12 protein-coding genes are annotated in these 15518 nt (G+C 53.3%); 10 read left to right on the forward strand and 2 right to left on the reverse strand.

From position 1 onward, the window contains the following. Positions 1–76 precede the first annotated feature (76 nt). Positions 77–1273: an ABC transporter substrate-binding protein gene (locus OUO13_RS01750; protein WP_283172127.1), complete on the forward strand. Its 1197-nt coding sequence runs from the start codon at positions 77–79 to the stop codon at positions 1271–1273. Between the two features lie 263 nt (positions 1274–1536). After that, a complete protein-coding gene (locus tag OUO13_RS01755; protein ID WP_283172128.1) occupies positions 1537–3201 on the forward strand; it encodes a fatty acid--CoA ligase in 1665 nt (554 codons plus the stop codon). Between the two features lie 50 nt (positions 3202–3251). On the opposite strand, the gene OUO13_RS01760 is transcribed toward OUO13_RS01755, so the two are convergent. Next, positions 3252–4190, reverse strand: coding sequence for a nucleoside recognition family protein (locus tag OUO13_RS01760; RefSeq protein WP_283172129.1), 939 nt, complete (start codon positions 4188–4190; stop codon positions 3252–3254). Between the two features lie 379 nt (positions 4191–4569). Continuing rightward, a complete protein-coding gene (locus OUO13_RS01765; RefSeq protein ID WP_283172130.1) occupies positions 4570–4764 on the reverse strand; it encodes a hypothetical protein in 195 nt (64 codons plus the stop codon). A 315-nt stretch (positions 4765–5079) separates the two neighbouring features. Between OUO13_RS01765 and OUO13_RS01770 the strand changes: the two genes are divergently transcribed. The 8 genes from OUO13_RS01770 to OUO13_RS01805 all read left to right on the forward strand — a co-directional run bounded on the left by OUO13_RS01770 (position 5080) and on the right by OUO13_RS01805 (position 15392). Then, on the forward strand, positions 5080–7257 hold the full coding sequence (locus tag OUO13_RS01770; protein ID WP_283172131.1) for a malate synthase G: 2178 nt from the start codon (positions 5080–5082) through the stop codon (positions 7255–7257). Positions 7258–7291: 34 nt separating this feature from the next. Continuing rightward, complete coding sequence (locus OUO13_RS01775) at positions 7292–7543, forward strand: hypothetical protein (RefSeq protein ID WP_283172132.1); 252 nt, start codon at positions 7292–7294, stop codon at positions 7541–7543. Between the two features lie 688 nt (positions 7544–8231). Then, the gene (ybiA, locus tag OUO13_RS01780; protein WP_283172133.1) at positions 8232–8705 is read left to right on the forward strand and encodes a riboflavin biosynthesis intermediates N-glycosidase; all 474 of its coding nucleotides are present in this window, start codon (positions 8232–8234) and stop codon (positions 8703–8705) included. A gap of 343 nt (positions 8706–9048) precedes the next feature. Next, complete coding sequence (locus OUO13_RS01785; protein WP_283172134.1) at positions 9049–9600, forward strand: hypothetical protein; 552 nt, start codon at positions 9049–9051, stop codon at positions 9598–9600. 166 nt (positions 9601–9766) lie between these two features. After that, entirely contained in the window at positions 9767–11326 is a 1560-nt protein-coding gene (locus OUO13_RS01790) for an IS1182 family transposase (RefSeq protein WP_283172135.1), read from the forward strand. A gap of 200 nt (positions 11327–11526) precedes the next feature. Next, a complete protein-coding gene (locus tag OUO13_RS01795; RefSeq protein WP_283172136.1) occupies positions 11527–11844 on the forward strand; it encodes a hypothetical protein in 318 nt (105 codons plus the stop codon). Between the two features lie 462 nt (positions 11845–12306). Continuing rightward, the gene (locus tag OUO13_RS01800) at positions 12307–13374 is read left to right on the forward strand and encodes a carbohydrate porin (RefSeq protein WP_283172137.1); all 1068 of its coding nucleotides are present in this window, start codon (positions 12307–12309) and stop codon (positions 13372–13374) included. An 11-nt stretch (positions 13375–13385) separates the two neighbouring features. Then, the gene (locus tag OUO13_RS01805) at positions 13386–15392 is read left to right on the forward strand and encodes a methyl-accepting chemotaxis protein (RefSeq protein WP_283172138.1); all 2007 of its coding nucleotides are present in this window, start codon (positions 13386–13388) and stop codon (positions 15390–15392) included. The last annotated feature ends 126 nt before the right edge of the window (positions 15393–15518 follow it).

Raw genomic sequence — 15518 nt, forward strand, 5'->3', positions numbered from 1 at the left:
ATTTGCTTGGCATCCTGTGCTTGTCGCCACATGGCTGGCGATACAACACATAACAATAAAAACGAGGCTGGATTTCATGAAAATTCGGATGCTGGCAGTCGTTGCTAGCGGTTTGCTGTTGTCCTCGGCGGTGCTGGCCGAGGGCATTTCGGATAACAAAATCAGTATCGGTGTAATGGCTGATATGTCGGGGGTGTACGCCGACATCTGCGGCAAAGGCTGTGTCACCGCGGCGCAAATGGCCGTTGATGACTTTGGTGGCCAGGTTGCTGGCAAACCCATCGAAATCGTCAGTGCCGACGACAAAAACAATCCGGATGAAGCGGCTGCTATTGCCCATCAGTGGATCGTCAATCAGGGCGTTGATGTGATTGCCGGTCTGGTGTCGTCGTCGGTTACGGCCGCCGTGATTGAAGAAACCAACGCGGCCGGGCGTATGGTGCTGATTTCCGGCGCTGGCTCCAATGCGTTCTCGACCTCTTCCTGTTCTCCCAATATCGCGCACTGGACCTACGACGTGGTGGCGCTGGCCAATGGCACTGTCAAACCCATGGTGCAGGACGGCAAGCGTAAATGGTTTTTTATCACCGCTGATTATGCCTTTGGTCATGCCCTCGAAGAGGTTGCCTCCAACGTGATCAGCGCCAACGGCGGAACGGTTACCGGTTCGGTGCGTGTGCCGCTGGGGGCTCATGATTTTTCCCCTTATGTGCGTCAGGCGCTGGATTCCGGTGCTGACGTGGTGGCGCTCGCCAATGCCGGTGATGATTTCGTGCACGCGCTGGAGGCCGCGGCCAAGGCGGGGGTGATGGAGCGGATGGATGTGGTCGGGTTGCTGGTGTTTCTGCAAAGTGCTAGGGCGTTGGACCCAGCTATTGCGGCCGGCATGCGCCTGACCACCGGCTTCTACTGGGATATGGACGAGGCAACCCGGCAATGGTCGGCGCGTTTCAAGGCGCGGCACGGCGATATGCCGTCGATGGTGCACGCCGGTGTGTACTCTGCGGTTAGCCATTATCTGCGCAACGTTGCCGAAACCGGCACTGACAACACTCCGGTGGTGATGAGTAGCATGAAGAAAAACCGTCCCTCCGACTTTTTTGCCCGGCGGGCACGGTTACGCCCCGATGGACGCATGATTCACGACATGTATCAGGTGCGCATCAAAAAGGCATCGGAACGCCGTAATCCGGACGATATTTTCGCCATCGAAACCATTTCCACCGGTGTGCAGGTATACGACCCGATGGCGTCGTCCTGTTCGTTCCGATAAGGCGAACCTCCTAATCACGCCAATATCACGTGAACACTGTGTTCTCGGTGCTTCACGTGATGCTTTTGAATTCTGAATGGTCTAAACCGGAGGTTACTACGGTAAACGCTGGTGTATCGGCCTAGACGGCTGCGTTTGCATCCAGCCGGGTGGGGCTGTCGCGCCACCCCTGTGGTATCTGAACGATCGCTCTTTGCCTCGCTGCGGTGAGGCTTTGCGTGCTTATAACAATAAAAACGGCACGGAGTGCCACTGGAGGGAATATGTCCCGCATTACCAATACGCGTCTGATTGAGTCTGCCGACGGCGCTCATGCCTATCCATTGCTGATCAAGAGCCTGTTGCTGTCAGCTCCCCGCTACGAACCCAATCGTGAAATCGTTTACCGTGACCAGGTCCGTTATGGTTATGCCACTCTGGTTGAACGTATTGGCCGTCTTGCCAATACGCTGGCGGCGGCGGGAGTTGGCCCCGGTGATACGGTTGCCGTGATGGACTGGGATAGCCATCGTTATCTGGAAGCCTATTTTGCGGTGCCTATGATGGGTGCCGTGCTGCATCACGTAAACATCCGTCTCAGTCCGGATCAGATTGCCTACACCATGAATCACGCAGAAGACGACCTGCTGCTGGTGCATGATGATTTTCTGCCAGTGGCTGCGCAGCTGGTGCCGCAGGTCAGTTCTCTCAAGGGTGTGATCCGGATCAGCGATAACAACACCGCCATTGATTGCCCGCTGACCTTTATTGGGGAATACGAAGCACTGCTGGCAGCCAGTTCAGCGGATTATGACTTCCCGGATTTTGACGAAAACTCGATTGCGACCACCTTCTACACTACCGGCACTACGGGTAACCCCAAGGGTGTCTACTACAGCCATCGCCAGCTGGTACTGCACACGCTCAACACTTCAGTAACGCTGGGGGCGCTGGATGGTCTGGGTATTTTGCGGTCGGACGACGTCTACATGCCGATGACGCCGATGTTCCATGTCCATGCCTGGGGTGTGCCGTATGTAGCGACCCTGATCGGAGCCAAACAGGTGTATCCGGGCCGGTATGACCCTGATTATCTGGTGAAGCTGTTTGCTCGCGAAAAAGTCACGTTCTCTCATGGTGTGCCGACGGTTCTGCAAATGATCCTCAACTGTGAAGCGGCTAAAACTGCGGATCTGTCTGGCTGGAAGATGCTGACTGGCGGCAGTGCGCCAACTCTGGGTCTGGCCCGTGAAATGGCAAAACGAGGTGTCAGTTTCTACACCGCCTACGGTATGTCGGAAACCTGCCCGATTATTACCGCTGCTTACCTTAGTGCCGAAGTGCGTGCCTTGCCGATGGATGAACAAATGCCGCAGCGCATCAAGACCGGTATTGCCGCGCCGCTGGTGGAACTGCGAATAGTGGATCTTGATGGCAACCCGTTGCCTCACGATGGTGAAACCATGGGCGAGGTGGTTGTGCGTGCGCCGTGGTTGACTCAGGGCTACCTGCGGGAGCCGCAAAAAGGCGCTGAACTCTGGCAGGGTGGTTGGTTACATACTGGCGATGTGGGTTCTATTGATGAACGTAATGTTCTGCAGATCAAGGATCGCATCAAGGATGTGATCAAAACCGGTGGTGAGTGGGTGTCGTCACTGGAAATCGAAAGCCTGATCAGTTTGCATCCGGATGTCCGCGAAGTGGCGGTGGTCGGTGTGCCCGACAAACGCTGGGACGAACGGCCGCTGGCGCGAGTGGTGTTGGCCAAAGGCTCCGACCTTACGGTGGAAGGCCTCAAGGCGCATCTGCAAACCTTTGTGGATCAGGGGCGCATCAATAAATGGGCGATTCCCGAAGTGATCGACATCGTCTCTGAAATTCCGAAAACCAGTGTTGGCAAGATCAACAAGAAACGACTGCGGGAAATGATCGCCAGCGGCGAACGTTAAACGTTGGTGTTAACTCCGGCTGCCAGCCCCGTGGGACTGGCAGCCAGATTTCAGAGATACAACCAGCTATGGGCGGCGATTCGGAAGGCGATACCAACAAACGCCCCCATAATCGCCGGGCGGGCGACTTCCGCCACCGGCTTGCCTGCGGCCAGCAGAATGGCAACCCCGGCCACGTCCAGTGGACATAACAACAAACCAGCCAGCAGGTTGATGTCACGTGGGGTCAGCAAATGCTGGCTGAACTGCTCCATGGCAATCCCCATCATGGCGGTGCCGCCAGCGATGTATTTGGTAATGCCCAGCAGCAGGGTCTGGGTCGGGTAACCAATTGCTTCAAACGCCGGAGCCAAGGAGGTTTCCAGCACACCAATAGCACCGGTCAGGCGAATCAGGTTGACCGCAACCAGAGCAACCACCAGCAAGGGCAGGGCGCCAATCGCAATATCCCAGGCATCGGTGCCCGCGCGGCGAATCACCGCCATCAGGCCTTTGGGTGGGGCGGCATCGGGCAGAGCATCGTTGGCCGCGGGTTTATCGTCTGAACTCAGGTTGCGGGCGAAACCGTACCAGGTAACAGACGCCGCTAACAAACCACCGATCAGGGCGATGCCCATGGTTACCGGAATATCCAGCCCGGCGGCGGCCATCGGAAACACCACGTTGGCCTGACTGAGTGCCAGCACCATCGCCAGCGTTGCAGCAATATGGCGCGGAGCAGAGCCGGTGCGGGCCATCACCGCGAGGGTAGCCAGCGGAGCGGCAAAACTCACCAGCATCACCTGAATCAGGGCGAATACCCCCAGGCCGCTCAGGCCAAAAGGGCGCAGCAGCGGCGTGACCACATTAACAATCCGGTTCAGCCAGCCCACCGATTCCAGCCAGCGCATGATGCTCAGCATCACAATCATGATGGGTAATAAAACAAACAGCGCCAGCTCAACGGCAGCGCGACCGGACGACAATATAGTGGCGGCGATCTGATCCATGCGGGAATTCCGGAACAAATATTCAAGGCAGCGAGCCTAACAGAATCCTCGTGCGTAAATCGACCGGCGACCTTGGTCGTAAGCGAAAGCCGCAAGCAACAGACTGATGCAAAAACACCGTCAGGCATCAGTGCGAGCACGCTCTTACCAGGCTGAGAAAGGGCAGGCTGAGAAAGGGCAGGCTGAGAAAGGGCAGGCTGAGAAAGGGCAGGCTGAGAAAGGGCAAGCTGAAAAATGGAAGGTCGTGATTAAAAGTCGAGTGCACCGGACGATACAGCTGGTCCGGTGATGTGAAAAAAGGGCGGAGTGGCCCGGGAGAGATGAATCACTCCGCCAATCAGGGTAACGTCAGACGGAAACCTGGCTATGGTTTGAAACGTTACCCGTAGACATCGTTGTGCAGTTTGACCGGCTTGGGCATCTTGTGTGGCTCGTTAGCCGAATGCCAGGCGTGGCAGGAACTGGCACCATCATCAACATGGTCGATATGCCCACCGTGCGCCAAAAATGCAGCGATGTCGTCTTGCAGCTTGCGTCGTACTTCGTCGTGCGACGGTTCGTGATGCTGTGTCATACATGAACCTCCGTTCCAGAGAACACAGACCCTGCACATTATGTATAAAAAATAATCAGCCAAAGTCAAGGTGATACTCCATTATGAGGCTGCCAATCCATGATTTCGGCGATGAGCTAACTCCGTGTTTTTACCAGTATTTTTCTCGTGAATGGCAAGTATGCCAGCCATAACGGTTATCAGGTTGTCAGTGGCAGGTTTATACTTCGGACACAGAATAAAGGCAGAATCCCCAAAACTGCCGTAGCTAATGACGCCCCATAATCCCGAATAACGCCAAAGGCGGGGGCACCACTAACCCATAGAGGCCCAACAATGACTGGATACGTTCAGAAAGGTGGCATTCAAGTTGCCCAGGCGCTGTACGATTTCGTAAATCAAAAGGCAATTCCAGGTACTGGCGTCGACGTCGATGCCTTCTGGGCTGGGTTTGATGCACTGGTAAACGATCTGGCGCCAAAAAACCGCGCGCTGCTGGCCAAGCGTGATGATCTGCAGGCCAAAATCGACCTGTACCACACCGAACGCAAAGGTCAGCCGCACAACGCCGCTGAATACAAGGCGTTCCTGCAGGAAATCGGTTACCTGCTGCCACAAGCGGACGACTTCCAGGCTGAAACTGCCAACGTCGAGCCGGAAATTGGCCAGATGGCAGGTCCACAGCTGGTAGTACCAGTTATGAACGCCCGTTTCGCACTGAACGCAGCCAATGCTCGTTGGGGCTCCCTGTACGATGCCCTGTACGGCACCAACGCTCTGGCCGAAGACAACGGCGCTGAACGTACCAAGGAATACAACCCGACTCGTGGTGCGCGTGTAATCGCCTACGCTCGAGACTTCCTCAACGAAGCCATTCCACTGGCTACCGGCGACCACGCCGACAGCACTGCCTACCGTGTTGTCGCTGGCAAGCTGGAAGTGAGCCTGAAAGACGGTTCCGTAACCGGTCTGGCCGATGAGTCCAAACTGCAGGGTTACGTCGGTGATGCTGCTGCTCCAACCGCTATCCTGTTCAAGAACAACGGTCTGCACTTCGAAGTCCAGATTGATGCCTCCACCCAGATCGGCGCAGCCGACGCGGCGGGCATCAAGGACATCCTGATGGAAGCGGCCCTGACCACCATCATGGACTGTGAAGACTCCGTAGCCGCCGTTGACGCCGAAGACAAGGTGCTGACTTACAGCAACTGGCTGGGCCTGATGCGTGGCGATCTGGAAGAGTCTGTTACCAAAGGTGGCAAGACCTTTACCCGTCGCATGAACGCTGACCGTGAATACACCGGCCTGAACGGCGAGACCCTGAAACTGAAAGGTCGCTCCATGCTGTTCGTGCGTAACGTTGGCCACCTGATGACCAACCCGGCAATGCTCGATAAAGACGGCAACGAAGTACCGGAAGGCATCATGGACGCCATGGTAACCACCCTGTGCGCCATGCATGACCTGAAAGGCAACGCGCCATTCCAGAACAGCACCACTGGTTCTGTGAACATCGTTAAGCCAAAAATGCACGGACCTGAAGAAGTGGCATTCGCCAGCGAAGTCTTCAGCCGCGTAGAAGACGCACTCGGTCTGCCACGCTTCACCATGAAGATGGGCATCATGGACGAAGAGCGTCGCACCACTGTGAACCTGGGTCGTTGCATCGAAGCCGCCAAGAACCGTGTGGTGTTTATCAACACCGGCTTCCTGGACCGCACCGGTGACGAAATCCACACCTCCATGCTGGCCGGTGCGTTTGTGCCGAAGTCCATCATGAAGCAACAGCTGTGGATCAACACCTACGAAAACTGGAACGTCGACACTGGCCTGAAATACGGTCTGCAAGGTCGCTCCCAGATTGGTAAAGGCATGTGGGCTATCCCTGACGAAATGGGCCAGATGATGGAGCAGAAAATTGCCCATCCAAAATCCGGCGCCAACACCGCATGGGTTCCGTCTCCAACTGCCGCCACCCTGCACGCACTGCACTACCACCAGGTAGACGTATTTGCGGTTCAGGAAGAGCTGAAACAACGTGCCTTCGCTAACCTCGACGGCATCCTGACTATCCCGCTGATGACTGCCGAACAGCGCGCCGCGCTGACTCCGGAACAGATCCAGCGTGAAATCGACAACAACTGCCAGGGCATCCTGGGTTACGTTGTGCGTTGGGTTGATCAGGGTGTTGGTTGCTCCAAGGTGCCAGACATCAATAACGTCGGCCTGATGGAAGACCGCGCGACCCTGCGTATTTCTTCCCAGCACGTTGCCAACTGGCTGGAACACGGTGTGTGCACCCGCGAACAGGTTGAAGACAGCCTCAAGCGTATGGCTGCTATTGTAGATGGCCAGAACGCCGGTGACGCTGCCTACATCAACATGGCGCCAGGCTTCGACGGCATCGCCTTCAAAGCTGCCTCTGACCTGATCTTCAAAGGTAAAGAGCAGCCAAGCGGTTACACCGAACCACTGCTGCACGCCTACCGCCTGAAGTTCAAAGCAGCGCAGTAAGCACCGCTGTTATCCCGGATGCAGATCATCCGGGATGCACAGAAAAACAAACCCCGATTGGCGCAAGCTCATCGGGGTTTTGTTTTTTGCTGGTTTGATGTTCGCTGCGTCTGGCGTCTGGCGTCTGGCGTCTGGCGTCTGGCGTCTGGCGTCTGGCGTCTGGCGTCTGGCGTCTGGCGTCTGGCGTCTGGCGTCTGGCGTCTGGCGTCTGGCGTCTGGCGTCTGGCGTCTGGCGTCTGGCGTCGGCCGGGCCGTGATCGGATCTGGCGTCTATTCGGCTTGTTAATTGGCCAGGCTGCTTGCCCTGCCTGGGGGACCTTGTCCCCCGGCCGGGCGGCCGTCCCCCTGCTTAGCCCTGCTGGGCTCGTATTCCCGGTATTCACCGACAACGGCTTTTCGACCCCGGCCAGATGGTACATCCCTGTACCAACTGGCCTTGCGGGGCATCCATGCCCCGGCCGGGTCGGCCGTTGCGGTGAATCCCGGCTCGCCCAGATGGGCATTGGGCAGCCAGCTTCGCTGGGCAAAATTGGTGTGCTGGTGGATTTCTCGTTCCCATGCTCCGCGTGAGAATGCAGCGGTTTTTACTTGATCGGTGTCTGGCGTCTGGCGTCGGCCGGGCCGCGATCGGATCTGGCGTCTATTCGGCTTGTTAATTGGCAAAGCTGCTTGCCCTGCCTGGGGGACCTTGTCCCCCGGCCGGGTCGGCCGTTGCGGTGAATCCCGGCTCGCCCAGATGGGCATTGGGCAGCCAGCTTCGCTGGGCAAAATTGGTGTGCTGGTGGATTTCTCGTTCCTACGCTCCCGCGTGGAATATTGTGCTGGACGTTTGAGGTGGAATGGATGCTGCTTTCCAGCGTCCAGCGTCCAGCGTCCAGCTTTGGTTTCTGATGTCGATGCGAGATTGTCCGTCTCTGTTGCTTCTCAGTGGCGCCTCTTTAAACTGACTCATCCTCTTTTATCCGGAGATATCGATGTTCTTCCCTGAGCCTGGCAATAAACACTATGTGGTTCGCGACGACGCCAATGACCCGTTGTCGGCTTACTCCCGTTTCGGGTTCGAACTGGACGATGCCGAATGGCCAACGGTTGAACACTATTATCAGGGCATGAAATTCGAAAAAGGCCCTATCCGCGACGCAATTCGCATCGCAGAAAACGCAGCCCAGGCCGTCAAACTGGCCAAGGCCAATAAAAAAGCGGTTCGCAAAGACTGGGACGATGTTCGTAAAGTGATGATGACCCGGGCGATTTATATCAAATGCCGTACCCATCCCGAGGTTGCTGCCGCACTGCTGAAAACCGGCACCGACAAGATCGTCGAAAACTCCATGTATGACTACTACTGGGGCTGCGGCCGCGACGGACGCGGACACAACACCTATGGCGTTGTACTGATGGCGGTTCGGGATAAATTGCTGCAAGAGCAGGGGAGTGTTCAGGGCTGAACAATCGGCCCTGAACAAACGATGATCAACAGCGTAATCAAGCCCTGTTAATGATCCATGCGCGTATTTCCAGAGCGGTTGCGCGTTTTTCCGGATGCTGTTAGCGTATCTCCATGAAGTTCAAAGGTTTTTCGTTTTTGGCGCAGAATTAATGCGCACGTTAAACCAGAAAAACACGCATGCGTGTATTTCCAGGGAGAAGAGTTTGATGAAAATGGAAATTATCAATCGATTCAAAAACCTACCATCCGCTTGCAACAAATCACGCCACCAGAAAAACGCGCATGCGCATGAATAAACTGTTAGGCAGTCATTTACTCACGAATAGCACAATGGAGAATATATGAGCGATTGGGATTTCTTACATGACATGCATAATGAAGGTTATAGCCCCGATCAAATCGCTGATGCCGCAGCCTGTGGTTATAATCCGTATGAGCCATTCTATTTCGAAGAGCTTGGTTTTAGCGCTGATGAGTGGGAAGAACTAGAAGAGCCGGAATTATCAAATAAACGCTCACCTATTAATTCTGAACTATTGTTGGTATTTGAAAACTTGGTTGAAAATGCGAAATTGTTTCACTCATTAACGAATCGATATTTGCAAATATGGGGAGAATTAGGGGAACTATTTGGCGAAATTAATTATGGTATAAAGCGCCACAAGCCACATACAAAGGGTTCTGATGGTAAGCTTGGTAATGACTTCATTGAAATAAAAACCATTTCCCCAGAGAAAAGTGTAGAAGAAGTAAGGGTTAAGAGCGCTGGAAACTTTAATAAGCTATTAATAGTAAAGATCAACGAGGATTTTTCTTTTGAAAGCCAGATTATCGCAAGGAAAAATCTATCAAAAGGCGGTGATAGACATTTGCGTGCATCATGGAAAAAATAGAAAAATAATAAAAATGCCTAACAAGGCACTGAAAATCGGTCGCTGCGCTCCCTGGGACCTCAATAGCTTCGCTATTTCGGCCCTTTAGTGCGGCGTTGAAGCTGTAGAAAAACCTCTCTCAACCGCCTTTCTGCGGTAAAATTCCTGGCAGCAGCGAGGAAGCGATATGCCACGGTATAAGCACTACGATTACAACCAGACGTCGATGGTGGTGATCAACTTCGAAGAGCAGATTCAGCCAGGTACGTTTGAATATGCTTTGCATCATTTGATCTCGGATCGGCTGGATTTAACCCCATTCGACGATTTGTACTGCAATGATGGCAAGGCCGGTGGGCGTCCAGCTTATGATCCGGCGATTCTCTTGAAGATTATTCTGTTCGCTTATTCCAAAGGTATTACGTCAAGCCGCGAGATCCAGTGGTGTTGCGAACACAACATTATCTTCAAGGCCCTGTCATGCGATTCAGTTCCTCATTTCACAACCATTGCCGCCTTCGTTAGCAGCTATCCGCTGGAGATCGAACACCTGTTTGAACAGGTGCTACTGGTCTGCGATCAAGAAGGTTTGTTGGGAAAAGAACTCTTTGCCATCGATGGCTGCAAGTTACCCTCAAACGCTTCCAAAGAATGGTCGGGCACCTTCAAAGAGCTTGCTGAGAAGCGCGAGAAAATACAGCGTCAAATCCGTTACTGGATGTCCGAACACGATAAAACAGATAAGGATTCTGACGACAACCGTCGTCAGGAACGGATCGAAAAAACGGTCAGTACTCTGAATCGTGCCTTTGATAAAATCAACCAGTTCCTGAAGACGCAAAGCCCACGTACGGGCGTTAACAAGCTGGGCTCTGAAGTTAAAAGCAACATTACCGACAACGAGTCGGCGAAGATGAAAACCTCGAAAGGAACGATCCAGGGCTTCAATGGCATTGCCACCGTCGATAAAAAACACCAGATTATTGTGGATGCTCAGGCCTTTGGTCACGGTCAGGAACAGCATACACTGAAGCCCATTCTGGCGGAGGTTCGGGAGCGTTTTCAGCGACTGCGTATCCGGGAGAATATCCTGAAGGATGGCGTAATCATCACCGCCGATACGGGTTTTGCCAGCATCGCCAACAACGAATACTTGTACAGCAACAAGATCAATGCCTACATTCCGGACAACCGCTTTCGCAGTCGGGACGAACGCTTTGATGATCAGAAAGACAAGTACGGTCACCGCCACGAAGAGAACCGAAAAAGCACCCGCCACAAACAAATCCCGGCCAGTGAATTTGACTTTGACCCAACGAAAAATACCTGCGTCTGTCCGGAAGGTAATGCGCTGACGTTCAATAAAATCCGGGAAGATGAGCAGGGTAATCGAAATGCGTTCTTTACCGGCAAACTGCTGGATTGCCGGACGTGCTCCCGGAAAGAGCAATGTATGGTCAACCCTGAATCAGCCGACCACAGAAAAGGCTCTGGCAGGCAGGTCTCGTTCCGGGTTTACAGCGTGACGCCGACATACACCGATTGGATGAAGGCCAGAATCGACAGCGACGAGGGCAAGAGAATCTACAGTCACCGGATGTCGACGGTTGAACCCGTGTTCGCGAACCTGGAACACAATAAAGGCTTGAAGCGGTTCAGTCTGCGGGGTAAAAAGAAGGTGCAAACCCAATGGCAGTTGTATGCCATGGTACACAATATTGAGAAACTGATACCTCAGATCAGGTGATTAAAGGGAATATCAGAAAATGGAGGTCAAATATGCAGTTGTATCGTAAATTATCCATTTTCGGTTGTTTCGGTTTTTTTTGAGCGAAGCTATGGCTGCTGAGTTTCAATGGCTTTTTGATATGAAGAAAATATCCGCTCCGAAAATAGTTTTTCTACAGTCTCGTTAGGCAATGTACTACATAGAGCCTTGAGGTGTTCATGGACGAATTTGATTCACTGCCAGAAATTGCATTCTACATTTCAAACCTTGGACTGATAATCCTCGGCAGCTACTTCCTTATCAGAGCTAAAGGCTGGATATTGAGGCTCTCCCTGGCGACACCTATGCTTGCCCTGCATTTCATTGTATTACCAGCGAGCATGGCAGGTTGTGCTCTATCTGTATTCGAGGCCTCTTACTGCAGGGAGTACATTTGGGTATACATTATCTTCCCTCCAGTCATACTTGCTCTGGGATTAATTGAGTTGGTTGCATTTGAATACTGGCGTAGGAAAAATGCCGGACAAACGGTTTAAAGCCGTTCCCCTCGCTCGCTCTCGTCTGGATTCGGTTGTCAGGCTGAACCCATGTATTGCTCAATTAACAGCCCGTGCCTGCTCTAATGCCTTTGAATCGTGTGGTGCCCGGCATTTCTGCCGGGCGCTGTGACGTCTTTATCGGTTAAGCCCGTTCGGCTATTTCCCATTCTCTTTTTACATGCGCTTCAAATATCAGCACCAACACCAACACCAACGCAAACGTATGACCAAGGCCAACTTCGACGAATTTGCTGCCTTTGGTTTAACGCTTGGTGCGGTGTTGCGAAAACCGTTCTGACGGGCTCCTTGAGTAACGTTAAACCGGACAGCGCGGCCTCCGCTCGCAGGTGTTGGGATCAATACCAGCAGGAATGACAATTAGTCCGGTTGTTGTTGTTTGCGCCGCCTTCTGGCCATGTCTACCGTTAAGCATCAGCTCAACTTTTTCAGGCCCTCTCTATGATTCTGCTGTTGCGTGTGGGTTATGCAGCATCGTTATCCGTCCTGGCATTCTCCTGTTTTGGCGACTCTTCCGAAGACGGTTTTGATCCCTTCGCCGCCATCGTTGTTGATAACTCCCAGGTTGTCAGCGGCGGGGTGGAGCGGGGGTTTACGTCGCGTTTTCTGGTCGATAGTGGTTTTGAGTTCAGTCGTGGTCCGCACCGTGTGTTTGCCAACCTGCAAGTACAGCGGGGTGATGATGGGTCTGAAAAAACCGGCGATGCCCAGGCTTACTCCAACATTGACGAAGCCGACTTCGAAAAACTTTACCAGCTGTATTACGGCTATCACTTTTTACAGGGTTTTGTGCGCACGGGTCTGCATGACGCCAATGAAGAGTTCGCCAACACGCTGTCGGGCGATGGCTTTATCAACGCATCGATGGGGTTTAGCCCAACCGTTGCGTTTCTGCCTACCTATCCGAGCCCTGCGCTTACCGTACACGGTGGGCTTTATCTGTCGGAGCAGTTTGAGTTGGTCGGAGGTGTTTATTCGTCCGGCTCGGCAACCCGCTTTGATGAGCAGTTTTATATTGCGGAATTACGTTATGCCATGGTCGTCGGGGATCTGCTCAAGGCGGGTATCTGGCGGGATACCACGCCGTTTTTTGATGAAACCGGTATGCCAGTGGCGGATAGCAGCCATGGTGTTTACTCCACGCTCGATACCAATCTGGGCAATCCTGGCTGGTTAGATGGGAACCCGGCGGACCATTTTATTCAGTTGGGTTACACCAACCACCAATATAGCGAAATCGATTTTCATGCCGGCACCGGTATCCGGCTTTCGGAATTGTATGGTCATGAAGATCAAAGTGCTGGCGTCGGATTGACCATGGTGCGCTTGCGAGCCCAGGACGGTGAAACGATAGGCTGGGAATCGGTGGTAGAAGCCTATTGGCAATATGTTGTGCATGAGCAGCTTATGTTGCAGCCGGATGTTCAGTTTATTCAGCATCCCTCTGGGTCGAACGAGATACGCGATGCGTGGGTGCTGACGCTTCGTATCGAATTGAGTGCCTTTTAAGGAGTTACACTATGACACTGTCTGGCAAGGCATCATTGGGCCTTGGATTAATGGCGGTCACGATCATTCTGATTGCTGCTGTTGGCTATTATGGCATTCATCGCATCAGTGGCTCGCTGAGCTATGTGGTAGGTCCTGCCTGGGACTCGGCCGATGGTGCAATGGAAACGACCATCGAATTGCAAAAGCAGATTCTCCAGATCGAAATGATGCTGGCAGGCAAGCCATTGGATACTGCGGCGCATCAGCAAAGCAAAGAAACTCTGGTAGAGGCAAGCCGCCGACTTGAACGGAGTGGTCTTGTACCAGCGGATGTACTCGCACCGTTACGGGAAGCTGAAACTGAAAGGGCGACCAGAGAAGACAACCTGATTACTGACTACAACCGGTTTGCGACCTCCCGAAAGGGCTTGGCGCAAGTGACTGCCGATTTGGTGACCTTGCTGGGGGAACTTGAAGAGCAGGGCGATAGCGCCGTGGAAGTGTTGGAAAAAAATCCGGACGAGATGATCAGCTGGAATAGCGGCCTGAGTGTTAAATGGGAAGCGGCCGATGGTGGCATGGAAACAACGATAGGGCTTTTACAGCAACTGTATCTGCTTGAGCGGTTGCTGAAAGGTGAAGATCCTGTGTCGATGGAAAACCAATTGAAGCAGGCTTCGACATTTATGGAGAACGCCATCAGTGGCATGTTACAAACCGGGGCTTTTACCAGTCCTTCGACTACGGTGCCAGGACAATCCCAGGAGCAGGCGCTAACCCGTCAGATTGATCAATTCAAAAATTTGCTGGCGCAAGTCATACAGAATTACAAAAACTATATTCAGTCAAACGCCAGTTATCAGGCATCAACCGCTAATTTGCAGCGGCTGTTGGAAAACATTGAAGTCATTGCTGATGACAAGGTTCACGAGCAAGTCAGCATGAGTGAAAGTACTGTACATTCCATCAATGTACTGATGACGACCGCTTTTATGGCCGGACTTCTGATTGCCGGTTTTCTCGCCTTTATGACCAGAAAAATGGTGATGTCGCCGTTAATCGCGATCACCGAGCGCATCCGTAATATCGCCATGGGTGATGGTGACCTGACCAAACGAACCGGCTTTGACCGCAATGATGAAATAGGTGATTTGTCGCGCTATGTCGACCAGTTTATTGGGCAGCTGCAAACCATGATTTCGGGCATTAAAAATAACGGCGTTACCATTCGGAATCTGGTCACTCGCACCAGTAGCAGTGCAGAGGTGATTAACAGCAGCTCAGAAAAAACGGCCTGTCAGGCGGAAGAAGTGGCGGTTGCCAGTGAGCAGTTGTCGCAGGTGTCGCGGGAAATTGCCACCAATTGTGTGGGTGCTGCTGACAGCGCCGAACGAGCCAGCAAACTGGCTGTGCTGGGTGAACAGCGCGTGCAGGATACCGTCAGCAGCATGCAGGCAATCACCGGGCGGGTATCGGCCAGTTCCGAGTCAATCGCCTCGTTAAAAGCACAGACAGGTAAAATCGGTGAAATTGTGTCGGTGATTGCCGGTATTTCTGAACAGACCAACCTGTTGGCGCTTAATGCCGCGATTGAAGCCGCCAGGGCGGGAGAACAAGGCCGAGGGTTTGCGGTGGTGGCCGATGAAGTTCGCACACTGGCGCAACGTACGGCAAATTCCACTACTGAAATTACGGACGTGATCAGAACGATCCAGAATCAGACCAATCAGTGTTTTACCCTGATGGAAAGCTGTGTCGGAGAAGTTAGCGACGGCATGACCAAATCGGCCGGTGCCCGCGAGGCGCTGGATGAAATTCGTCAGCAAATGTCTGAGCTGTCGATGTTGATCACACAGATTTCAACGGCAACCGAAGAACAGACAGTGACCATTACGGAAGTCTCGTCGAAGGTGCAGACCATCGCCTCGCTGGCGCAGCAGTCCAATACGGATGCCCGTCATAGCAGCGATTCCATGCGCCAGTTAAGTCGTAGTAGTGATGCTCTGGATGGCGAACTGGCCAAGTTTACTGTGTAGGTAACTGGGTTGGTAAACGCTGCTGGTATCCATAAAGCCCACATAAAGCTCTCTTAAAGCCAACATAAAGCCCAGGTCTGACGAAGATCGGGTCGGGATAATAGTGGCAGCAGCGTTTCTGATCTC

It is taken from the genome of Parathalassolituus penaei (assembly GCF_026626885.1).
GTDB lineage: Bacteria > Pseudomonadota > Gammaproteobacteria > Pseudomonadales > Oceanobacteraceae > Oceanobacter > Oceanobacter penaei.

Excerpts from the sequence above, each read along its gene's own strand:
- OUO13_RS01805 (WP_283172138.1), top strand. The coding sequence starts at position 13,386 with ATGACACTGTCTGGCAAGGCATCATTGGGCCTTGGATTAATGGCGGTC.
- OUO13_RS01790 (WP_283172135.1), top strand. The coding sequence starts at position 9,767 with ATGCCACGGTATAAGCACTACGATTACAACCAGACGTCGATGGTGGTG.
- OUO13_RS01760 (WP_283172129.1), bottom strand. The coding sequence starts at position 4,190 with ATGGATCAGATCGCCGCCACTATATTGTCGTCCGGTCGCGCTGCCGTT.
- OUO13_RS01775 (WP_283172132.1), top strand. The coding sequence starts at position 7,292 with ATGCACAGAAAAACAAACCCCGATTGGCGCAAGCTCATCGGGGTTTTG.
- OUO13_RS01785 (WP_283172134.1), top strand. The coding sequence starts at position 9,049 with ATGAGCGATTGGGATTTCTTACATGACATGCATAATGAAGGTTATAGC.
- OUO13_RS01750 (WP_283172127.1), top strand. The coding sequence starts at position 77 with ATGAAAATTCGGATGCTGGCAGTCGTTGCTAGCGGTTTGCTGTTGTCC.
- OUO13_RS01770 (WP_283172131.1), top strand. The coding sequence starts at position 5,080 with ATGACTGGATACGTTCAGAAAGGTGGCATTCAAGTTGCCCAGGCGCTG.
- OUO13_RS01800 (WP_283172137.1), top strand. The coding sequence starts at position 12,307 with ATGATTCTGCTGTTGCGTGTGGGTTATGCAGCATCGTTATCCGTCCTG.
- OUO13_RS01765 (WP_283172130.1), bottom strand. The coding sequence starts at position 4,764 with ATGACACAGCATCACGAACCGTCGCACGACGAAGTACGACGCAAGCTG.
- ybiA (WP_283172133.1), top strand. The coding sequence starts at position 8,232 with ATGTTCTTCCCTGAGCCTGGCAATAAACACTATGTGGTTCGCGACGAC.
- OUO13_RS01795 (WP_283172136.1), top strand. The coding sequence starts at position 11,527 with ATGGACGAATTTGATTCACTGCCAGAAATTGCATTCTACATTTCAAAC.
- OUO13_RS01755 (WP_283172128.1), top strand. The coding sequence starts at position 1,537 with ATGTCCCGCATTACCAATACGCGTCTGATTGAGTCTGCCGACGGCGCT.